The sequence below is a fragment of the Microbacterium resistens NBRC 103078 genome (genome assembly GCF_001552355.1).
Lineage (GTDB): Bacteria > Actinomycetota > Actinomycetes > Actinomycetales > Microbacteriaceae > Microbacterium > Microbacterium resistens.
In genome coordinates, this window is sequence record NZ_BCRA01000093.1 from 1 (window position 1) to 19,822 (window position 19,822).

At 72.8% G+C, this 19,822-nt stretch carries 21 protein-coding genes; 10 read left to right on the forward strand and 11 right to left on the reverse strand.

The features are described from left to right. Positions 1-270, forward strand: a 270-nt coding sequence (locus tag MR1_RS14615; RefSeq protein WP_255218165.1) for a PfkB family carbohydrate kinase, incomplete at its 5' end; no start/stop codon positions are given. Positions 271-291: 21 nt separating this feature from the next. On the opposite strand, the gene MR1_RS14620 is transcribed toward MR1_RS14615, so the two are convergent. The 3 genes from MR1_RS14620 to MR1_RS14630 all read right to left on the reverse strand — a co-directional run bounded on the left by MR1_RS14620 (position 292) and on the right by MR1_RS14630 (position 2,050). After that, a complete protein-coding gene (locus tag MR1_RS14620; RefSeq protein ID WP_067248394.1) occupies positions 292-579 on the reverse strand; it encodes a hypothetical protein in 288 nt (95 codons plus the stop codon). A 124-nt stretch (positions 580-703) separates the two neighbouring features. Continuing rightward, positions 704-1,354, reverse strand: a complete 651-nt coding sequence (locus MR1_RS14625; RefSeq protein WP_157518251.1) for a Pr6Pr family membrane protein — start codon at positions 1,352-1,354, stop codon at positions 704-706. A 123-nt stretch (positions 1,355-1,477) separates the two neighbouring features. Next, positions 1,478-2,050 carry a TetR/AcrR family transcriptional regulator gene (locus MR1_RS14630; protein WP_067248401.1) on the reverse strand — a complete coding sequence of 191 codons (573 nt, stop codon included), beginning with the start codon at positions 2,048-2,050 and terminating at the stop codon, positions 1,478-1,480. Positions 2,051-2,121: 71 nt separating this feature from the next. On the opposite strand from MR1_RS14630, the gene MR1_RS14635 reads away from it, so the two are divergent. Next, positions 2,122-2,700, forward strand: coding sequence for a dihydrofolate reductase family protein (locus MR1_RS14635; RefSeq protein ID WP_067248404.1), 579 nt, complete (start codon positions 2,122-2,124; stop codon positions 2,698-2,700). A 6-nt stretch (positions 2,701-2,706) separates the two neighbouring features. Here MR1_RS14635 and MR1_RS14640 read toward each other — a convergent pair whose 3' ends face one another. Further along, positions 2,707-3,297 carry a hypothetical protein gene (locus MR1_RS14640; RefSeq protein WP_067248407.1) on the reverse strand — a complete coding sequence of 197 codons (591 nt, stop codon included), beginning with the start codon at positions 3,295-3,297 and terminating at the stop codon, positions 2,707-2,709. Positions 3,298-3,451: 154 nt separating this feature from the next. Here MR1_RS14640 and MR1_RS14645 point away from each other — a divergent pair, with 154 nt between their 5' ends. The 3 genes from MR1_RS14645 (at position 3,452) to MR1_RS14655 (ending at position 6,837) form a co-directional block, all read left to right on the forward strand. Then, entirely contained in the window at positions 3,452-4,180 is a 729-nt protein-coding gene (locus MR1_RS14645) for an alpha/beta fold hydrolase (protein ID WP_255218166.1), read from the forward strand. Between the two features lie 151 nt (positions 4,181-4,331). After that, a complete protein-coding gene (locus tag MR1_RS14650) occupies positions 4,332-5,570 on the forward strand; it encodes a glycosyltransferase (protein WP_067248410.1) in 1,239 nt (412 codons plus the stop codon). 13 nt (positions 5,571-5,583) lie between these two features. Beyond that, the gene (locus tag MR1_RS14655; protein WP_067248412.1) at positions 5,584-6,837 is read left to right on the forward strand and encodes a glycosyltransferase family 4 protein; all 1,254 of its coding nucleotides are present in this window, start codon (positions 5,584-5,586) and stop codon (positions 6,835-6,837) included. 236 nt (positions 6,838-7,073) lie between these two features. On the opposite strand, the gene MR1_RS14660 is transcribed toward MR1_RS14655, so the two are convergent. Together MR1_RS14660 and MR1_RS20185 are read right to left on the reverse strand one after the other, a co-directional pair. Continuing rightward, positions 7,074-7,577 (reverse strand): hypothetical protein, encoded by a 504-nt coding sequence (locus MR1_RS14660; protein ID WP_157518253.1) that lies wholly within the window; start codon positions 7,575-7,577, stop codon positions 7,074-7,076. 241 nt (positions 7,578-7,818) lie between these two features. Continuing rightward, complete coding sequence (locus tag MR1_RS20185; protein WP_169797700.1) at positions 7,819-7,980, reverse strand: hypothetical protein; 162 nt, start codon at positions 7,978-7,980, stop codon at positions 7,819-7,821. A gap of 120 nt (positions 7,981-8,100) precedes the next feature. On the opposite strand from MR1_RS20185, the gene MR1_RS14665 reads away from it, so the two are divergent. Next, on the forward strand, positions 8,101-9,105 hold the full coding sequence (locus MR1_RS14665) for a GlxA family transcriptional regulator (RefSeq protein ID WP_067248420.1): 1,005 nt from the start codon (positions 8,101-8,103) through the stop codon (positions 9,103-9,105). A gap of 156 nt (positions 9,106-9,261) precedes the next feature. Here MR1_RS14665 and MR1_RS14670 read toward each other — a convergent pair whose 3' ends face one another. Continuing rightward, positions 9,262-9,975 carry an NRDE family protein gene (locus MR1_RS14670; RefSeq protein ID WP_067248423.1) on the reverse strand — a complete coding sequence of 238 codons (714 nt, stop codon included), beginning with the start codon at positions 9,973-9,975 and terminating at the stop codon, positions 9,262-9,264. Positions 9,976-10,238: 263 nt separating this feature from the next. On the opposite strand from MR1_RS14670, the gene coaBC reads away from it, so the two are divergent. Beyond that, positions 10,239-11,456 carry a bifunctional phosphopantothenoylcysteine decarboxylase/phosphopantothenate--cysteine ligase CoaBC gene (gene coaBC / locus MR1_RS14675; RefSeq protein ID WP_067248426.1) on the forward strand — a complete coding sequence of 406 codons (1,218 nt, stop codon included), beginning with the start codon at positions 10,239-10,241 and terminating at the stop codon, positions 11,454-11,456. 212 nt (positions 11,457-11,668) lie between these two features. Next, on the forward strand, positions 11,669-12,706 hold the full coding sequence (locus MR1_RS14680; RefSeq protein WP_067248429.1) for a hypothetical protein: 1,038 nt from the start codon (positions 11,669-11,671) through the stop codon (positions 12,704-12,706). 98 nt (positions 12,707-12,804) lie between these two features. On the opposite strand, the gene MR1_RS14685 is transcribed toward MR1_RS14680, so the two are convergent. Continuing rightward, positions 12,805-13,368 carry a TetR family transcriptional regulator C-terminal domain-containing protein gene (locus MR1_RS14685; protein WP_067248432.1) on the reverse strand — a complete coding sequence of 188 codons (564 nt, stop codon included), beginning with the start codon at positions 13,366-13,368 and terminating at the stop codon, positions 12,805-12,807. A gap of 9 nt (positions 13,369-13,377) precedes the next feature. Further along, the gene (locus tag MR1_RS14690) at positions 13,378-14,124 is read right to left on the reverse strand and encodes a hypothetical protein (protein ID WP_157518255.1); all 747 of its coding nucleotides are present in this window, start codon (positions 14,122-14,124) and stop codon (positions 13,378-13,380) included. A 176-nt stretch (positions 14,125-14,300) separates the two neighbouring features. Between MR1_RS14690 and MR1_RS14695 the strand changes: the two genes are divergently transcribed. Further along, positions 14,301-16,493, forward strand: a complete 2,193-nt coding sequence (locus MR1_RS14695) for an ATP-dependent Clp protease ATP-binding subunit (protein ID WP_084344745.1) — start codon at positions 14,301-14,303, stop codon at positions 16,491-16,493. Between the two features lie 40 nt (positions 16,494-16,533). Here the strand turns inward: MR1_RS14695 and MR1_RS14700 are convergent, their stop codons facing one another. Together MR1_RS14700 and MR1_RS14705 are read right to left on the reverse strand one after the other, a co-directional pair. Next, a complete protein-coding gene (locus MR1_RS14700) occupies positions 16,534-17,646 on the reverse strand; it encodes an alpha/beta hydrolase (RefSeq protein ID WP_157518257.1) in 1,113 nt (370 codons plus the stop codon). After that, a complete protein-coding gene (locus MR1_RS14705; RefSeq protein WP_067248443.1) occupies positions 17,640-19,097 on the reverse strand; it encodes a M28 family peptidase in 1,458 nt (485 codons plus the stop codon). Before MR1_RS14705 ends, MR1_RS14700 begins: the two co-directional genes overlap by 7 nt. Positions 19,098-19,184: 87 nt before the next feature. Between MR1_RS14705 and MR1_RS20435 the strand changes: the two genes are divergently transcribed. After that, positions 19,185-19,822 (forward strand): AsnC family protein (locus MR1_RS20435; protein WP_217996233.1); only part of this gene is annotated, 638 nt, incomplete at its 3' end.

A 19,822-nucleotide genomic window follows, 5' to 3' on the forward strand; every position in this document is an offset into this window, starting at 1 on the left:
CTCGTGCACGTGGCCTCCCCGCGCGTGGACGCGGTGGACACGTCCGGCGCCGGGGACGCCTTCGTCGGATCGCTGGCTGCCTCGCTCGCGGCGGGGTCCTCGCTCATCGACGCGGTGCGTCTCGCCGTCCGGGTCGGGGCGTTCGCGGTGACCCGGGAGGGGACGCAGTCCTCCTCGCCGACGTCGGACGACGTGCTCCCGGGCGGGGATGAGGCCGTCACGGAGCTCGACGCCGGGGCGACGGACGATGCGGAGGGATCGCGCCGCTGACGCGCCCATCGCCGCCGTCGTTCAGGACGAGCGCCAGAACCTCGTGGCGAGGTTGGCGACCTCCTTGTCGAGGTCGTCGACCTTGTCCTCGACGCGGATGAGCCGGTCGTCGATGGCGTCGAGCCGGGTGCCCATCGCCGTGAACTGACCGTTCACCTCTCCGCGGAGTCCGTCGATCTTCGCGTCCAGCCGAGCGCCCTCCGATCGCAGGACGCGGCTGAACTGGGCCGTCATGACGGACATGCCGCCGAGCACCGCGGCGGCGAACACGCCGATGAGCGTCCACACCTGCGGATCGGTCATCTGCATCCCCCCATTCTCGTCGGGAGGCTCCAGGCTGTCACCCGCGGAGGCGCCGCCGGGGTCACGGACGGGAGCCGTGGAGAACCCCGCCGGATCCGCCGCGGGGGAGGACGACCATCGGACGCGCGGTCTACGATCCGGGTCCGGGACGCGACCACCGCACCCCGGGGAGCCGGCTGGTGAGCACCAGCACGGAGGAGACGGCCGCGAAGATCGCCAACGCGACGGCGGAGGTGCCGAGGAACTCCGCGGGTCCGCTCACCTGGCGGGGATCCAGGAAGTAGTACGGGTACCACCCGATGATCGGCCCCCGCCACATCGTGAACCCTCCCCAGACGAGCGGGAAGGCGAGGGAGGCGGGAACGATCGTCCAGGGAACCGGCCGTCGGGCGGGCGTGACGAGCCAGGCCGTCGCGGAGAACGCCGGCAGCCAGTAGTGGATCAGCTGATCGGACCAGGGCACCGTCATCGGGATGCCCCGGAGATGGGCCTGCCAGACGATGAGACCGAACGCGAGTCCGGCGGTGAGCGTCCACGTGAGAACGAGGGCATAGGCGGCGGAGAGCCAGCGCGGATCCTCGGCGCGGCGCAGGGCCAGTGCCGCCGCCACGACCAGCAGCAGCATCAGGGCGATGTTCGACTGCACCGTGAGATAGGCGAAGAAGTTCTCCCCCGCGGCGGTCCGCGAGCTCAGACCCCAGAACAGGCGGTGGACGAGCGCGACGAGGCACACCGCCGCCGTGGCCACGCGCACGAGGGCGACCACGGTCCGAGCCCTCACCGTCCCGTCATCTCCTGTCCGGGGGCGATCGGGTGCGCCCCCGGCCCGAGTCTACGGACCCGGCCTCCGCGCCGGCCGGGGGAGACCCGCAGAGAACGACCCCGCATCGGCAGGGCGGCGGAGTCAGGACTCGGGGAGGAGCCCGTCCACGAGCGCGTCGACGACGTCGTCGACCGGCAGGTCCGGGTCGATCGGCGTGGTCAGGCGGTCCAGCAGCAGGCCGTCGATCGCGTAGTGGAAGAGCGCGATCTCCCGGCGGCCGCCGGGAAGACCCGCCGTCTCGTTGAACGCGACATCCCCCTCGAACCCGGCGCGCAGCCACGGGGCGAGCACCGCGGACAGCTCGGGGCGACGCGCCGACTCCAGACGCAGTTCGAACAGAGCGAGGGTGACCTCCCGGTCGGCGCAGAGGCGGCGGACGATGTCGCGAAGGTAGTCGGCGAAGAGCGCGCGGCTCGGCTGCTGCCCGGCGCGGAGCGCCAGATCCTCCGGCGTGGGTGCGAGACGGGCGCCGATCCGTTCGAACAGGCCCGCCATGAGCGCGTCGCGGCTGCGGAAGTAGTTCGAGGTCGTGCCCGTGGGCACCCCCGCCGCCTCGTCCACGGCGCGGTGGGTGAGTCCGCGGGATCCCTCGCGGGCGAGCACCGCGAGCCCGGCATCGGCCAGCGCGGCACGGCGCGCATCGTTCTTCGCCATGCGACGAGACTAGCGCAACCACTGCATCTGTTGTAGTCTCCAATCACTGCACCTGTAGTTATTGGAGAACGATGCGAGAACTCACCTACTACGTCGCCGTCAGCCTCGACGGATACATCGCGGGGCCGGGCGGCGAGTTCGACGCCTTCCTCGCGGAGGGCGACCACATGGCGCCCATCTGGGCCCGGTACCGCGGCACGGCGCCGACGGTCCTCGCCGCTCATGCCGGCCTCTCCGTCGAGGACGGTCCGTTCGACACCGTCCTCATGGGATGGAACACGTACGCGGTCGGCCTCCCCGACCACCACCTGGCGGATCCGTACACGCACCTGAGGCAGATCGTCTTCACGCGCACCCATCAGGGCCCGGAGGGAAGCGGCGGCGTCGAGTTCACCGCCGCCGATCCGGTCGACACGGTCCGGGCGCTGAAGGAGGAGGACGGCGCGGGGATCTGGCTCTGCGGGGGTGGAGCGCTCGCCGCTCACCTGGCCGACGAGATCGACCGGCTGGCCCTCAAGATCAACCCCGTGCTCCTCGGGGGCGGGATCCCGCTGTTCGGCCCTCGCGGCTACGCACCGACGACGTTCGAACGCGTGGACACGACGGCGTTCGACTCCGGCGTCGTGCTCGCCGAGTACGTGCGCCGCTGAGGCGGGTCAGGCCGGGTCGAGACGCAGCACGGGGCCCGACTCGCCCACGGCGAGGTCGTCGGCGCTGCGGAGCGTGCGCGCGAGGTCGTCGACCGCGCCCAGCACGGTCCCGAACCGCTCGCGATCTCCGCACACCGCCTGGAGGGTGATCAGGTGCGTCCCGGTGTCCCACGTGTAGGTGGCGAACGGCGGAGTGGACGGGTTCGGCGGAAGGGGGACGACGAGCTTCTCGCCGATCCCGAGATACGGATTGCGGAACTCCTCCGTGTCGTCGTACTCCATCGGCATCATGGCGCGGGCGGTCCGCAGCTGCGGCGTGAGCTCCTGCGCACTGGCCATCGCGACGATCAGCTCGGGCTCCTGCTTCCAGGTCCACACCAGGACCCGGCCGTCCGCCTTGCGCATCAGCAGCGGGGCGGCCTGGCTCATGGCCCAGGCGGCGAAGCCGGAGCCCGGGCGGGGCGTGGCTCCGGCGGCGGCGTTCGCCTGACCCAGCAGCATGCGGATCGCGGCCTTGCGATGACGGCGCCCCTTGAAGCCGAGGGATCCGGTCACGGGGATCCAGCGGGCGGGGTCGGCGTCGGCGAGCAGGCGCATGCCGTCACGCTATCGCGCGCACCTATCGGGCGGGTGTGGATCCGGATCGGCCCGCGGGGACCGGGCCGCGTCGCGCGGGCGGCCGCCCCGGAGGCCGCTCCCCGTCGCTAGGCTCCGAGGAGGGCCGCGCCAGCCCGCGACCGGAGGGAGCCACGTGCACGTCGAGATGCGGGGACCCGAGACGGCGCCGCCCCTGCTCCTGCTGCACGGCGGCGGCGTGGGCGGGTGGATGTGGGGTCCCGTGCGCGCGCGTCTGCGTGCCCCGTGGCGCATGATGGTGCCGGATCTGCCCGGACATGACCGCAGCGCCGGCAGCCCGTACACCTCGCACGAGGCGGTGATCGCCGAGCTCGTGGCGCTCCTGGAGCGGACGGGGAAGCCGGCCGTCGCGGCCGGCTTCTCCCTCGGCGCCCAGCTCGCGGTGCTCCTGGCCTCCGAGCGGCCCGACCTCGTGGAACGCGTCGTCGCGGTCAGCGCGCAGGCCGTTCCCGCCCCGGCGACCGGCCCGACGCTGGCGCTGCTGTCCGCCACGGCGGGTCTCGCGAGGAACCCGGCGTTCGCCCGGGCGCAGGCCAGGGAGCTGTTCGTCCCGGATGCGCTGCTGCCCGACTACCTCCGCACCTCCGCCGCGATGTCGCGCGCGACGCTCGTCGCCGCGGTCGGGGCGAACCTGCGGTTCCGGATCCCGGCGGGCTGGTCCCGGTTCCCCGGGAGCGCCCGGATCCTCGTCGGCGAGCGGGAGCGCCGGCTGATGCACCGCTCCGCGGCGGCGCTGCACGACGCCCTCCCGAGCGCCGTGCGCGAGGAGGTCCCGGGGTGCGGGCACGGGATCCCCCTGCAGCGGCCGGACCTGCTCGCGCGCATCCTCGACGAGTCCGACTGACGCCCCGCCGGACCGTGGGGCGGCGGTCCCCGCACGTCTGCGCGGCGGCGCGCACAGCGGATCCCCGGCGGTCCCAGAGCCCTCGGGTAGAGTGTCGAGCGCCCGATCCCGGGCGGAATCCCTTGTCCGCGGCCCAGAATAGGCAGCCCCCGTGACCTCTCCCGACGACCGCCCGACCTCGGCTGATCCCGAGACCCCGGCCGTCCCGAATCGCTCCGGCGACGGCCCGTTGACCATCCTGATCGGATGCGACACGTTCTCCCCCGACATCAACGGGGCCGCGCGCTTCGCCGAGCGCCTCGCCGCCGGCCTCGTCCAGCGCGGCCACGACGTGCATGTCGTGGCTCCCAACCAGGCGTACCGGCGCACCAAGCCCCGCACCGAGGTGATCGAGGGCGAGCCGATGACCCTGCACCGTCTGCCCTCGGTGCGCTGGGCCCCGCACGACTGGCTGCGCTTCGTCTGGCCGTGGCGATCCAAGCACTACGCCCGCGTCGTGCTCGACGAGGTCAAGCCGGACGTCGTCCACATCCAGTCGCACATCGTGATCGGCCGCGGGCTGTCCCGCATCGCCCACCGTCGAGGCATCCCGGTCGTGGCGACCAACCACGTGATGGCCGAGAACATCCTCGACCACACCACGATGCCGAAGTTCATCGACGACATCGTGCTGAAGCTCGCCTGGGCCGACGCCGCCCGCACCTTCGCGCTGACCCGGGCGGTCACCACGCCCACGCGGCGCGCCGCGGACTTCCTGGAGCGGACGATCGACGTCGGCGACGTGATCCCCGTGAGCTGCGGCATCGACCGCTCGAACTACGATCCGGTGATCGGCCCGCGCGAGCGCAACCGCATCATCTTCGTCGGCCGGCTGACCGCCGAGAAGCAGATCGACGTCATCCTGCGGGCGCTCACGAAGCTCGACCCCGCGCTGGACGTCGCGTTCGACATCGTCGGCGGCGGCGACCAGCGGAAGGCCTTGGAGAACCTCACGCAGGAGCTGGGGCTGGGCGACCGCGTCACGTTCCACGGCCGCATCTCCGACGAGAAGCTGCGCTCCCTCTACTCGCGGGCGTCGGTGTTCGCGATCGCCTCGATCGCCGAGCTGCAGTCCATCGCGACGATGGAGGCGATGGCCTCGGCGCTCCCGGTGGTCGCCGCCGACGCCGTCGCCCTTCCGCACCTCGTCCACGACGGCGAGAACGGCTATCTGTTCGAGCCGGGCAACGTGGACGAGCTCGCCGCGCGCCTGACCGACGTGCTGACCGCGTCGCCGGCCGAGTACGAGCGGATGCAGCAGGCCTCCCTCGACGGCGTCGCGATCCACGACATCAACCGCACTCTCGACACGTTCGAGGCGCTCTACCGCGGCGCTCCGCTGCCCGAGTGACGGCCGCGCCCCCGTGCACGTCGTCTTCTTCAGCGACCAGCACCTGGAGTCCCTCGGCGGCGCCCAGGTCTCGATGCGGCTGCAGCGACGATACCTGGAGCGTGCCGGGCACACGGTGACCGTGGTCGCCCCGAGGATGCACGGCCCGCGCGCGCAGGGCATCGATCCCGACGCCGCGACCGGCTACGTCGACCTCCCCTCGATGCCGATCACTCCGGACCGGGAGTACTCCCTGACATGGCCGGGGCCGCGCACCGACCGCGCGCTGGACCGGGCGATGGCGTCGCGGCCGCCGGCAGACCTCGTGCACGTGCAGGCGGACTTCTGGGGCGCGTTCATCGGCCACCGGTTCGCGCATCGGCACGGGATCCCCGTCGTCCACACGATGCACAACCGGGTCGACGTCGGACTCGCGGCCGTGACGCCGCTGCACCGGCCGGTCCTCGTCGCACTGAACGCCTGGCGGCGCCGGGCGCTGCGCGGCGTCGGCGTGCAGCCCCGCGGGCGCGACGGGTGGGCGTACCTGCGCGGCATCGCCGCCGAGACGCGGGCCGTGACCGCTCCGTCCGGGCACTTCGCGCGCCGCCTGGAGCGGCACGGCGTCTTCGATCCCGTGGACGTCGTGTGGAACGGCATCGACGAGGACGTGCTCGAGGCCGTGCGGTCCGCGGCGCCGTCGATCCGGCGTCCGGGACCCGCCCGCTTCGTGTGGCTGGGGCGGATGAGCCCGGAGAAGCGGCTGCTGCCCTTCGTCGAGGCCGTGGTGGCCGCCGACGTGGACGCGGAGATCGAGATCATCGGCGGCGGCGGGCAGCGTCGGGCGGCCGAGCGGATCGCGGCGCGGGCCGGGCGACCGCGGATCCGGTTCGCCGGCCGGTTGTCCTACCCGGAGGTGCTCGCCCGCATCGCCGATGCCGACGCGGTCGTGCAGACCTCGATCGGCTTCGAGACGCAGGGGATGACGCCGTTCGAGGCGGCGACCCTGGGAACGCCGACGGTGGTGAGCGACCCCGATATCGCCGCGGAGCTGCGCGGCGGGCTGTGGGCCGTGCCGGAGACTGCGGTCCCCGGGGCGGGTGGTCGCCGAGGGGCGCGTGCGCGGGAGGAGCGCCGGATCGCCGCCCTCGCGCAGACGCTGCGCGATGCCGCGGCGGACATCGACGCCGGCCGAGCGCCGCGTCCGGATCCGGAGGTGGCCGAGGCGTTCCGCCAGTCGTCGCGGACGGCCGCGATGATCCGGATCTACGAGCGCGTCCTCGAGGGCTGACCGGCCCCGGTGTCGGTCGTTGAGCAAGCGCAGCGAGTCGAAACGCGGTGTCGGTCGTTGAGCGAGCGCAGCGAGTCGAAACGCGGTGGGCTTCGGGATGCGGCGTTTCGTCTCGTCGCTGCGCTCCTCGCTCAACGGCCGGTGATTCGGTGGCGGTGTCGGTCGTTGAGCGAGCGCAGCGAGCCGAAACGCGGTGTGCTCGGTCGTTGAGCGAGCGCAGCGAGTCGAAACGCGGGTCAGGCCCCGGCGAGGAGGGGTGCGATCAACGACATCAGCCAGGACGAGGCGACCCCGACGAGCCCGGCCCCGCCGACCCCGATCGCGATCCCGGCGAGCACCTTGCCTCGGGCGGCGCGGGCGCCGATGATCCCGAAGATGAGAGAGAGGGCGTAGCCGACGAGCAGCACGAACGACTGCACCGCGGCGAGCAGTCCGTAGAGGGCGAACCGATCGGCGCCGGCTGCCGCGCCGGAATAGATGAGCGTCTGCAGCCCGATCGTCCCGACGAGGGCGAGCAGGACGGTGATGAGGGCGATGATGAAGGCGGTCTTGCCCGCTCCGCCGGACCCTCCCTGTGTCACGGGGGCCGGTTGACCCGGGTAGCCGCCGGCGGGTGCACCGGTGGCCGCGGCGGTGCTCGGTCCGGGGTTGAGCACCGCACCGGGAGGCGGTGCGGCAGGGGACGAGCCCGCGTGCGACGGGTCTGAGGCGTACGGCGGCGTGGGCTGCGGGTCGCTCATGCGGTCGAGCATAGATGAGAGCGTCCGTGCTGTGGGGTGCCCCGTCGGTGTGGCCGCTCGCGCCCGGCTCCACCCCGCCTTCCCGTCCCGATCTGCACACGTGGTTCCGATCTGCGCAGGATCTGCCGCAGGAACTGTGCGGATCGGGCCCGGATGTGCAGATCGGGGACCGGTGCCGGATGCGCGGATCCGCGCCCCGATCAGCCGAGGTGCGGGCCGCCGGATCCGAGCCCGGGCGCGGTCAGGGCGTCCTCCGGACGATCCCTCTGCGGGAGGAGCGGAGATCGACCGGGACCCGGGACCAGTACGTCGGCATCCGTCGGACTCGGGTGCGGCGGAGCTCCACGGTCGTTGCGACGATGCTCCAGACACCGAGGGCGAGGAGAATCAGCACGATGATCATGGCAGAGAATCTACGATTGACGTGATCCTGCCACGAGTGGCAGGATGGCCATAGTCCGCAGGAAAACCGCCATCGTGCGAGGGAGACGCCGCCGAGGCGTATGACGAGGAGGAGCGCGGGATGAAGACCGTCGCGTGCATCGTGCAGCCGGGGTTCTCGCCGTTCGAGTTCGGGATCGCCTGCGAGGTGTTCGGGCTCGACCGTTCGGACGACGGCGTGCCCAATTTCGACTTCCGCGTCGTGGCCGCCGATCCGGGGGAGGTGCCCTCCAAGCTGGCCTTCTCGCTCAGCGGCGTCGCCGATCTGTCCTTCGCGTACGAGGCGGACGTGGTGGTGGTCTGCCCGTTCCCGCGAGAGCGCTGGAGGGATGTGGATCCGCGTGTGCTCGACGTGATCCGCTCCGCGGTGGACCGCGGCGCCTGGCTGATCAGCGAGTGCAGCGGGGTGTTCGCGCTCGCGGCGGCGGGGGTGCTCGACGGGCGCCGGGCGACGACGCACTGGATGTACGCCGACGAGCTGGCACGCATGTTCCCGCAGATCTCCGTGGATCCGGATGTGCTGTTCGTCCACGACGGCCGGATCATCACCAGCGCGGGCACCGCGGCCGGGATCGACGCCTGCCTCTCGCTCCTGCGGCTCGAGCTCGGCGCGGAGATGACCAATCGGATCGCCCGGCGGATGGTCGTGCCTCCGCAGCGTGACGGCGGCCAGGCGCAGTTCATCGATCGTCCGATTCCCGTGGATCCGGGCTCCTCCCTTGCCGAGCTCGCCGACTGGGCGCTGGCGAATCTCCGCGGGGACCTGTCGGTGGAGCGCCTGGCCGCGCACGCCCACATGTCGGAGCGCACCTTCGCGCGGAGGTTCAAGGCCGAGCACGGCATCACGCCCGCCGCGTGGCTCACCCGGCAGCGCGTCCTCCAGGCGCAGCGGCTGCTGGAGCGCACGGACCTCGGAATCGATCGGATCGCCCAGGAGTGCGGGTTCGGCTCCGCGGCGGTGCTGCGGCAGAACTTCGCACGGGTGCTCGGCACGAACCCCACCGCGTACCGGGCGACGTTCGGCGCCTCCTCCCTGCCGAGCGAGATTCCCGCGGGGCTCCCCGCCGAGGAGCCCGCGCTCGTCTGAGTTCCCTCCCCGTCCGCGGCGCGGCGGGATGCTCTTGCCGGACGGGCCACGCGGGTCAGGCGTTCGCGCGGGCTCAGGCGTTCGGGCGCGCGTTTCGCCTGTTCTCGCGTGTCTGCCTGATCTCGCGCGGCGGATAGGTGGAGTGGAGTCGGGGGATCAGGCGAGCCAGTGTCCGGGCGTCGGCAAGGCGCGGTCGTGGATCTCCACGCCGTCCGCGGTGACCTCGGCGGTGCAGAACAGCAGCGACAGGGTCGGGTAGCCGTGCACGCGATTGTCGCGGATGATCGCCCGGTCGTCCTCCGGATCGAGCCGCGTCGTGTGGGCGAGCTGGTCGATCCACAGGGCCGCCCACTCGCGCGGATCCCCGCCGTCCGCGATCGCCGCGCGCTCCCGGAACGAGGGCAGCCAGTGCGCGATGCGGGGCGTGGTGGGGTCGTCGAGATCGTCGTGCGCGATCATGTGGACGCCCGGCGGCACCGGCGTCTCCCGAAGCGTCACGCCGTCCCACGAGAGGACGCGGGCGCCTCCCGGGGCGACCTCGAGCAGGTTGAAGCCGTGGTGGCGCAGCCGTGTGCCCGGGAGGGGGGACTGTCCGGCGACGGACCGGAGGGTCAGGCTTCCGCGGGAGAGCACCTGATCCTCGGGGAGATCCAGGACGTCTGCGCGGTTCAGCAGGACCGCCAGCCGACGCGACTCGGGATCCACTGCGAGCCAGGCGCCGCCGGCGCGCCGATCGCGGATCCCGATCACGCCCGGGTGCTCCTCGGGCCACCACGCGCCGAGGGCGTCCCACTCGCGCTGCGGATCCTCGTCGCGCACCGCGAGCAGTCGCGATCCCCGCTCATCGACCTCGATCACGACCGTGCACACGCGCCTCAGTCTAGGAGTCCCCCGGGCGCTCGGATCCGTGACTCCACGGTAGAGGCGCCCCAGGGAGGGGGCGCGTTGCACGGAGCGGTGGATCGGGGAACGGCGCTTGGCGCGGAGGATCGCGCGGGTTCCGTCCGCGCGAGCGGGTATCTCCGTGGGTGGGGCAGTACTGGCGCGGACGACCGCGCGGATCCCGTCCGCAGGACCGAGGGTTCTCCGGGGGAACGGGACGCCTGGGGGAGCGGGTCGGGCAGAATCGAGGCGTGGACATCGTGGTGGGGGTCTCGGGCGGCATCGCCGCGTACAAGTCGGTCGCACTGGTGCGGCTCCTGATCAAGGCCGGCCATGAGGTGACCGTCGTGCCGACGGAGGACGCGCTGCGCTTCGTGGGCGCGCCGACCTGGGAGGCGATCAGCCGCAACCCGGTCACCACGAGCGTGCACGACGACGTCGCCCGGGTCCGGCATGTCGCTCTGGGGCAGGGTGCGGATCTCGTCGTGGTGGCGCCGGCCACGGCGAACACCATCGCGCGGATGGCGGCCGGGATCGCCGACAACCTCCTCGGCACGACGCTGCTGGCCACCACGGCGCCGGTGGTCGTCGCCCCGGCCATGCACGCCGAGATGTGGCAGCACCCGGCGACGCAGGCGAACATCCGCACGCTCCGCGAGCGCGGCGTGAGGATCGTCGGTCCCGCGGACGGGGAGCTCGCCGGCGGGGACAGCGGCCCCGGACGCATGAGCGAACCGGAGGAGATCGCCGAGGCGGCGCTCGCCGCGCTCGCTCCTCAGGATCTCGCCGGCCTGACGGCGGCGGTGTCCGCGGGCGGGACGCGCGAGCCCATCGACCCGGTCCGCTTTCTCGGCAACCGTTCCAGCGGACGCCAGGGGGTCGCGATCGCCCGAGAGGCCGCGGATCGCGGGGCGGAGGTCACGCTCGTCGCGGCGAACATCGGAGCCGACGTCCTCGCTGACGCCGCGCATCCCCGGATCCGGGTCGTCCCTGCGGCGACCGCGGCGGACGTGGCGGAGGCCATGGGGACGGCGGCGCGGACGGCGGATGTGATCGTGATGGCCGCCGCGGTGGCCGACTACCGTCCGGCGATGGCCGCGGCTCAGAAGCTCACGAAGGAGGGCGGGGCGCTGGAGCGGATCGAGCTCGTCGAGAACGAGGACGTGGTGGCGGGACTCACGGCCGTGCGCTCGTCCGACGGCGCGCCCGCCGGGCAGACGATCGTCGCCTTCGCCGCCGAGACGCTGCCGGATCCCGCCGAACGACTCGCCCGGGCCCGGCGCAAGCGCGAGCGCAAGGGCGTCGACCTGCTCGCCGTCAACCACGCCGATGCCGACCACGGCTTCGAGCGGGCGGACAACGCCGTGGAGATCGTCGGCGCGGACGGCGCGGTCGTCGCCTCCGCCGCGGGATCCAAGCGGGACGTGGCGGCCGCCCTGTGGGACGCGATCCTCGCCGCACGTCCCTGAGCCGCGCGCATTCGGGGCGCTTTCCCGGGGATCGGGGCGCATTCCGGCGCCGATTCGCCCTACGCCGCGCCCCGAAGCCCCCGCGCCGCGCCCAAAAGCGGGAACGCATTCGTGCCTCCGTGGTTTCCACATTCCGCCGGCCGCGCGTGCGTCGCCGTGTTCCCGGTGCGGCAGGGTGGTGCGTGCCAGAGAAGCGAAGAGAAGAGGGCGGAATGACGGACGAGATGGACGCCGAGACGTCGGAGGACACCCAGGGGGCGGTGATCTGGATGGGGCTTCTGCTGATCGGGACCTTCATGCTCCTGCCGTTCATCCCGGTGATGCTCCTGGCAGGGCCCGGCCTGGGGCACTTCGGGGACGCCGTGGCCATCGTGGCGGAGTGGTGCGCCCCGTTGCTGGAGGACTTCCTTTCTCTCGCCGCCGTGGTCGCCACCCTCCTGGTCGCTCTGGCCGCCGCGACGAACTTCGGGCAGGGGAATCGCGTGTTCGACGCTCGCGCGAGGGCAGGCATCGGCGCGCTGGTCATGATCGGGGTGTTCACCGTGGCGGTCGTCGCCGCGGGGACCGTGATCGTGGCGGTGGCCGATCCCCGCCAGTTCGCCCGAGTGATGCCGGCGATCGCGGTGGCGTGGGCGTGCATCCTGCTCGGGCAGCTCGTGGGCGACGGAGCGACGCGCAAGGCGCGGGAGTCCCAGGCGAAGGAGCTGTGGGCGGCGAGGCTCGCGCGGGCGGAGAACGCGGGAGTCGATCCGGGTGAGGTCCTCCCGTCCCCGGGCAAGCGGCTCCGAACAGAGGCCGTCGTCTGGGTCGTGCCGTTCGTGGCCTGGGCCGGGCTGGTCGCACTGGTGGTCCTGGCGGGGCCGGCGTGGATGCGGACGGCTCCGGTGATCCTCATCGCCCTCTTCCTGCACACGGCGAGCTACTTCCTCACGGCGGCGTGGCGCTCGACAGCGGATCTCTCCACGACGGCTCGTGGGCGACGGATCCAGGCGATCGCGTTCCGGGCGACCGGTATCGCGATGGCCGTCGCGCTGAGCATCCCGTTGTTCGCCGTCTCCCGGCTCGGAGTCATCGCCGTGCTGTTCCTTCTCTTCACGGGTGTTCAGGCAGTGGTTCTCGGCGTCCCGCGGATCCGATCCCGCTTCCGTGCGATCACGAGCATCGAACGCTGGGCGACGATCTCGTCGCTGCGGCGCTCGCGGCGCTGGGCGCAGAGGCTCTCCCGGGAGAGGGTCTCGGCCGACGGCTGAGCTCATCTGCATTCGGGGCGCGTACCGGGGGATCGGGGCGCGCCCCGGTGGCGTCCGGCCCCAGGGTGCGCCCCACACCGAGGCCCGGCGAGGGAGGGTCAGGCGAGGGCGTCGAGGAGATCGTCCGTGCGGCGCCGGGCCAGGGCGGCGGCCCGGTCCGGCGGCATCCGGGACGGCTCGGCGATCACGGCCACGGCGAGGCCGTCGGTGAGGGCGACGAGCTCCGCGGCGGCCTCGTCGATCGCCGCGGCGGATGCGGACGGGCGGGCCGCGGCGAGGAGCCCGGCCAGACCGCGGTGGACCCCGGCCCAGAGCTGCGCGTAGCGCGCCTGCACGTCCGGATCCGCCACGGTGTGGGCCGCGAACGCCAGCCACACCCGGCTGACCGGGCTCCTCGGCGTGGACGGGACGAGCAGGCGGATCGTGCCGTGCAGCTCGGCGACCGGGTCTCCGGGCGTGCGGACGGCCGCTCCCGCCGCCTCGGCGATCCCGCCGATCCGGTCCATCGCCGCCAGGAGCATCGCACTCTTGGTCGGGAACCAGTGCTGCACCGTGCCGATCGCGACGCCCGCGCGCGCGGCCACGGCGCGGACGCTGAGCCCGCTCATGCCCTCCTCGGCGATCACGTCGACGACGTGGTCGAGGAGGCTGTCCCGGGTCATGAGTCGATGCTAGCGGCGGTCGCGACGCCCGCCGGAGTCCGCACCTTCCGTCCGGTCCGTCGGATCCGCCGCGGCGTCCCCGGTCGCGCGAGACCCCGGCGCCTCCTCCGTGAGGGCGCTCCAGACGGCCCGCAGCGTCGATCCGGTGCCGGCCGATCCGGTGCCCGGCGATCCGGTCCGCCCGGGCGCCTCGCCGCCTCCGTTCCGCACGGCCCGGATGATCCGGCCGCCCGCACGCAGCGCGTGGGCCAGCGGCTCCGGTCCTTCGTCGCGGCCGCTGACCACGGCGAGCGCGAGGAGGAGGATCCCGGCGCCGAGGAGGCCGAACTGCAGGGTCTCGAGCCCCATCGTCACCACGAAGCGGAGGAACCCGTGCAGGTCCTCGACGCCGACGGGGGCGAACGGCACGAGGACGCCGAGCCCCGCGGCGACGAGGCCGCCGACGGCCAGCGGGATCCTCGGGACGGCACGGCCGCGGCCGACGAGCGCGGCGGTCAGGAGGATCGCCACTCCGGCACCGACGAGCCCGAGACGGAGCATCCCCCACCCTTCCAGCTGCTCGAGCATCTCCTCGGAGTCACCGCCGAACCAGACGGTGCGGGATCCGATGACGTCGGCGACCGAGCCGACGGCGGCGATCGCGGCCCCGATCATCCCGATGCCCGCGGGCCCCGGGGCACGACGTCGGTGGAGGAACAGCAGGGCCATCGCGGCGAACGGCGCGAGCAGCCCGATGAGCTCGATGAGCTTCGTCATGATCATCTCCCATACGATCGTATGGGAGAGAGCATACGATCGTATGGCCGCGGAGGGAAGAGGTCTGGTGGGCTCCTGGGCGGGGTGCTAAACTTGAGTCACATCAACTCAAGTTTGCGCGACGCCTCTCGCATCGCGATCCGCAGAAGCAGCAGAAGGAGACCCCAGGAGGACGGATGACCACCCCCGCACAGCCCCAAGAAGAGCAGCAGAGCGCGCTCGAGCAGTTCGGCATCAACCTGACCGACCGTGCGCGGCAGGGAAAGCTCGACCCGGTGATCGGGCGAGACAGCGAGATCCGGCGGGTGAGCCAGGTGCTCACGCGGCGCACGAAGAACAACCCGGTGCTGATCGGCGAGCCCGGCGTCGGCAAGACGGCCGTCGTGGAAGGGCTCGCGCAGCGCATCGTCGCCGGTGACGTGGCGGAGTCGCTGAAGGGCAAGGAGCTCGTCGCGCTCGACATCTCCGCGCTCGTCGCCGGAGCCATGTACCGCGGGCAGTTCGAGGAGCGCCTGAAGAGCGTACTCAAGGAGATCACCGAGTCCGAGGGGCGTGTCATCACCTTCATCGACGAGCTGCACGTGCTCATGGGCGCGGGCGGCGGCGAGGGGTCGGTGGCGGCGTCCAACATGCTCAAGCCCATGCTCGCGCGCGGGGAGCTGCGGATGATCGGGGCCACGACGCTCAACGAGTACCGCGAGTTCATCGAGAAGGACGCCGCGCTGGAGCGCCGGTTCCAGCAGGTGTACGTCGGCGAGCCGAGCGTCGAGGACACGATCGCGATCCTCCGCGGGCTCAAGGAGCGCTACGAGGCGCACCACAAGGTGGCGATCTCGGATGGCGCGCTCGTCGCCGCGGCGGCACTGTCGCACCGGTACCTCCCGAGCCGGCAGCTCCCGGACAAGGCGATCGACCTGATCGACGAGGCCGCGTCCCGGTTGAGGATGGAGATCGACTCCGCGCCGCTGGAGATCGACGAGCTGCGTCGGCACGTGGATCGGCTGGGGCTGGAGGAGCTCGCTCTGAAGAAGGAGAAGGATCCGGCGTCGAAGGAGCGCCTCGCCAAGCTCCGCGACGACCTCGCCGCGGAGAAGGCGCGGCTGGAGGAGCTGCAGGGGATCTGGGAGCAGGAGCGCGCCACGCTCAACCGCGTCGGCGATCTGAAGACGCGCCTGGACGCGGCCCGGATCGAGGCCGAGCGGGCCCAGCGCGAGGGGAACCTGGAGAAGGCCTCGCGCCTGCTCTACGCCGAGATCCCCGGGCTGGAGCGGGAGCTCATGGCCGCGGACCAGGCGGCGGACTCCGAGTCGCGGATGGTCGGCGATCAGGTCACCGAGGAGGACATCGCCAACGTCATCTCCGCATGGACCGGGATCCCCGTGGGCCGGCTCATGCAGGGCGAGAGCGAGAAGCTGCTGCACCTGGAGCGCGAGCTCGGCAAGCGCCTGATCGGGCAGAAGGAGGCCGTGAAGGCGGTCTCCGACGCCGTCCGCCGCTCGCGCGCGGGCATCAGCGACCCCGGACGCCCGACGGGTTCGTTCCTGTTCCTCGGCCCGACCGGCGTCGGCAAGACCGAGCTCGCCAAGGCGCTCGCGGAGTTCCTCTTCGACGACGAGCACGCCATGGTGCGCATCGACATGTCCGAGTACGGCGAGAAGCACTCCGTCTCCCGCCTCGTCGGCGCACCTCCCGGCTACGTCGGCTACGAGCAGGGCGGCCAGCTCACCGAGGCGGTGCGGCGGCGTCCGTACAGCGTCGTGCTGCTGGACGAGGTCGAGAAGGCGCACCCCGAGGTGTTCGACGTGCTGCTGCAGGTGCTCGACGACGGGCGTCTCACGGACGGCCAGGGGCGGACGGTCGACTTCTCGAACGTCATCCTCGTCCTCACCAGCAACATCGGCTCTCCGATCCTCATCGATCCGACGATGTCGATGGAGGACAAGCGGGATGCGGTGATGGCGCTCGTGCGGCAGTCGTTCCGCCCGGAGTTCCTCAACCGGCTCGACGACATCGTGATGTTCCTGGCGCTGAGCGAGGACGACCTCGCGCAGATCGTCGAGCTCGCGGTGGACCAGCTCCAGAAGCGGCTGTCGGACCGTCGGCTCACGCTCGCCGTCACGCCGGACGCCCGGTCCTGGCTCGCCGAGCGCGGCTACGACCCGGTGTTCGGCGCCCGGCCGCTGCGCCGCCTCATCCAGACCGAGATCCAGAACCGGCTCGCGACGGCGCTGCTGTCCGGCGGCGTGCGCGACGGCGACGTCGTCCGGGTGGACGTGGCCGCCGACGGATCCGGGCTGGTGCTCACGAGCGAGGGCCCGGCGCCGGTCCCCGGCGACGACGACGTGATCGAGGCCGAGCTCCTCGACTGACGCCGCATCGAGTGGTCAGTTTCTGCGGGTTCGAGACGCCTCAACCCACAGAAACTGACCACTCGGCGTCCGGGGTGGGGCCGAAGCCGGCGGCGGCGAAGCGGGCGGCGATCCACTCCGCCACGGCGGGCGGGGCGTGCGACGCCCGCATCGTCCCCGAGTGGTGGGACGGCCACCACCGGTGCGTGAGCTCCACGCCGGCGGCGCGGTAGGTGCGCAGCAGCGCCGCGGACAGCGGGGCCGGGGCGACCTCGTCGAAGCGGGCGGCGTCGATGCGGACGGGCGCCCGGAAACCGCGCAGGTCTGCGACCTCGTTGGCGCGGAACGAGGCGAAGAGCCGACGGAAGAGCTCCCGCCCGTCGGGCCCGCCGATGCGTCCCGGCGCGACGCTACCCCAGGATGCGGCGTCCGCGAGCTCGGTCAGCGTGAGCTCGTCCAGATCGCGCCACCGGGCTCGTGCGCCCGCGCTCAACCCGCCCCCCTCCAGGAGCGCGCGCATCCGGTCGTCCTCCGTGGCCGCGCCCCGCAGCATCAGCGCGACGAGGGCCGAGACGACGCCGGATCCCGGCACGATCCCGGGCAGCGCCGCCGATGCCCGGATGCTGAGGTCCATCCGGGTCACCGGCGTGATCGCCGCCGTGCCGCACAGGCGCGTGCGGGCGTCCGCCTCTGCCGCCGTCGACGCGAACAGGGCGGCGACGGCGCCTTCCGAGTGCCCCGCAGCGACCCAGGCGTCGCCGAGCCGCGGATCCAGGTCCCGGCGGGCACGGAGGATCGCACGGAGCGAGTCGGCGAGCGGGCGCCCGAGGAGGTAGGGATGCACGCCCTCCCCGCCGATGCCCGGATAGTCCGGGCGGAGGACGGCGATGCCGCGTCGCAGCAGCTGGTCGCACAGGGCGTCGCCCTGGGACATCCGGCGCCATTCGGGATGCCCGGGGTGCCCGCCGCTCGGTGCCGACCGCGGGGAACCGCCGGTGGTCATGTGGCCGAACACCACGACGGGGAACCCCGACGCCGGCGGCTCGGCGTGGGGGAGGTGCATCAGCCCCGTCTCCGTGAGCCCGCCGGTGCCCGGGAACGAGACGAGCGCGGTGGATCCGTGCGGCAGCGCCGTGCCGACGGGGCCGGCGTGCACCGCGGCGCCGGTCACCATCGTCCCCGCGGCAGCAGGCGTCGAAGCGCCGCGGGCATCGTGCCGAGGAGCGATCCCCGGTGACGGTCGGCGTCGTCCACGAGGTCGATGAAGAAGCGCGCGACGGGCTCGAGCTGTGACGCGTCGATCCGGTCGACGGTGTCCGCGTCGTCGTAGAGGTACAGAGGGCCGGAGATGAGACTGGCCGTCGGCACGCCGCACACCAGCGTGAAGGAGGCGTCCGTGGGGATCCCCCCGGCGAAGAACTCCAGCGCCCCCGCGCCGAGGATGCTGGTGGCGTGCAGCCGGTGCCGGCGGATCGCCCGGGCCACGCGCACGGTGAAGGCCGGATTGACGTTGAGGAAGATCCCGCGGGGCTCGGTCTCCCCGGTCGGCGCGAACCCGCCGTCGGGGCCCTCGACCGCGCGCAGGCCGATGTGCTCGATCGTCGCGTTGAACACGATCCGCCACGGCGAGTCCGGGGACAGGACGTAGCGGCGGGCGAACTCCCGGTGGGCCTGGTAGCCGGTGAAGTGCGTGTCGAAGGTCGTGAACAGCAGGGTCTTGCGGGGGCGTCGTCCGGCCAGGGCTTCCCGCCCGTAGTGCTCGGCCAGTGCGATGACCTCGGCCGTCCCGGAGGCGTCCTCGACGGCGCCGGGGCCGACCGAGTCGTGGTGCGACTGGATCATGATGGCCTCGGCGGGGCCGGGGCCTGTGCCCTCGGAGCGCCCGGGGAGGACGCCGATCACGGACCGGGAGGTCACCTCGTCGCGCGTCACCGAGAGGGAGAGCACGGCGCGCGGGGTGCGTGCGAGCCGCCGGCGCAGCTCGACGCCGCCCTGCCGCGTCACCCAGAGCCCCGGGAGCGTGAAGAGCGTCCGGCGATAGTACTCGTTGTGGTAGCGCAGCGAATCCGGGTAGTCCCGCAGCACGCCGATCACCCCGACGGCGCCGCCCGCGGCCGCCTCCGTCATGGTCCGCCCCAGCGACGTGACGTACGGGTTGCGGCTGGAGAGCACCTCCCGCCGCAGCACCCGGCGCCCGGGGTCGTGCAGGAAGAGCGTCAGCGGCAGCGTGTGCGCGAGCGTCATGTCGAAGGTCAGGTCGAACAGGACGATCGCCCCGCGCACGTCGTGGTCGCGGACGCGCCCGGCTCCGACGTCCACGACCCGGGCCTCGATCCGGTGCGGCGCCTCGCCGGTCCACTCGTGCGAGGGGAGAGCGGAGTGGAGGACGGGTGCGCAGGGGATGGGGGTGCCCTCCGCGTCGTCGTCGGGCACGGTCAGCGCGCTGTCGGCCGCCCGCCAGGAGTACGACGGCACCTCGAGCAGCTGCACGCCCAGACCGGCGCGACGGAAGCGCTCCGAGACGTAGGCGGCGGCCGCCGCGCCGCCGGGAGTCCCGGTCGCGCGCGGCGCGAGGCCCACGAGATCCTCGATCGTGGCGAGGATGCCCTCCGTCGTCATGCTCATGCGACGAGAGTAGATTTCCCTCCGTCATGCCGATGATCCTGCCCCGAAACCGTCATCGTTGGCGGAAGCATGCGTAATCTTCGTCATATGGTTGACGACGATGACGATGCTCCCCCGGCCCTCGGCGAGATCGACCTCGCCTTGATCCACGCCCTCCAGGTCGACGCGCGGGCGCCCTGGACGCGCATCGCGGCCGCCATCGGCGTCGACGCGGCCACGGCGGTGCGGCACTGGAACGCCCTGCGCGCGGAGGGGCTCGCGTGGCTCACGGCGTGGCCGACGCCCCAGCGCTGGGCGTCGACGACCGACCTGGCCCTCGTCCTGCTCCGCCCCGGGACCGAGCCGGGTGCGCTCGCGGCGGTCGTCGGCCGGCCGTGGGTGCTGAGCGTCGACGAGACCTCCGCGGGGCCCCTCGTGCTGGTGGCGTCCTCCGCGGGGCTTCCGCAGCTCGGCGAACGGGTGCGTCTGCTGGAGGAGGACGGCGCGGTCGTGCTGCGGATGGACGTCGTCGCGGCGATCACCGCAGAGGACTCGACCTGGCGGCTGCCGGTCCTCTCCGCCGCCCAGCAGCGGGCGATCCGCCCTCCGGCGCGGTCGGCCGCGGACACCGCCCGCGTGCCGAGAGCGCAGACGATCGCGGAGCTCGCGGAGGCGTTGGACGAGGATCCGCGCATGTCGGCGGCGGCGCTGGGGGACCGGCTCGGGGTGTCGGAGGCGACCGCGCG

What these genes read in the sequence shown, in the direction of transcription:
- MR1_RS14690 (WP_157518255.1), bottom strand. Translation starts at nt 14,124, where the DNA reads ATGACGAAGCTCATCGAGCTCATCGGGCTGCTCGCGCCGTTCGCCGCG.
- MR1_RS14695 (WP_084344745.1), top strand. Translation starts at nt 14,301, where the DNA reads ATGACCACCCCCGCACAGCCCCAAGAAGAGCAGCAGAGCGCGCTCGAG.
- MR1_RS14705 (WP_067248443.1), bottom strand. Translation starts at nt 19,097, where the DNA reads ATGAGCATGACGACGGAGGGCATCCTCGCCACGATCGAGGATCTCGTG.
- MR1_RS14635 (WP_067248404.1), top strand. Translation starts at nt 2,122, where the DNA reads ATGCGAGAACTCACCTACTACGTCGCCGTCAGCCTCGACGGATACATC.
- MR1_RS14700 (WP_157518257.1), bottom strand. Translation starts at nt 17,646, where the DNA reads ATGGTGACCGGCGCCGCGGTGCACGCCGGCCCCGTCGGCACGGCGCTG.
- MR1_RS14685 (WP_067248432.1), bottom strand. Translation starts at nt 13,368, where the DNA reads ATGACCCGGGACAGCCTCCTCGACCACGTCGTCGACGTGATCGCCGAG.
- MR1_RS14640 (WP_067248407.1), bottom strand. Translation starts at nt 3,297, where the DNA reads ATGCGCCTGCTCGCCGACGCCGACCCCGCCCGCTGGATCCCCGTGACC.
- MR1_RS14660 (WP_157518253.1), bottom strand. Translation starts at nt 7,577, where the DNA reads ATGAGCGACCCGCAGCCCACGCCGCCGTACGCCTCAGACCCGTCGCAC.
- MR1_RS14665 (WP_067248420.1), top strand. Translation starts at nt 8,101, where the DNA reads ATGAAGACCGTCGCGTGCATCGTGCAGCCGGGGTTCTCGCCGTTCGAG.
- MR1_RS20185 (WP_169797700.1), bottom strand. Translation starts at nt 7,980, where the DNA reads ATGATCATCGTGCTGATTCTCCTCGCCCTCGGTGTCTGGAGCATCGTC.
- MR1_RS14630 (WP_067248401.1), bottom strand. Translation starts at nt 2,050, where the DNA reads ATGGCGAAGAACGATGCGCGCCGTGCCGCGCTGGCCGATGCCGGGCTC.
- MR1_RS14680 (WP_067248429.1), top strand. Translation starts at nt 11,669, where the DNA reads ATGACGGACGAGATGGACGCCGAGACGTCGGAGGACACCCAGGGGGCG.
- MR1_RS14620 (WP_067248394.1), bottom strand. Translation starts at nt 579, where the DNA reads ATGCAGATGACCGATCCGCAGGTGTGGACGCTCATCGGCGTGTTCGCC.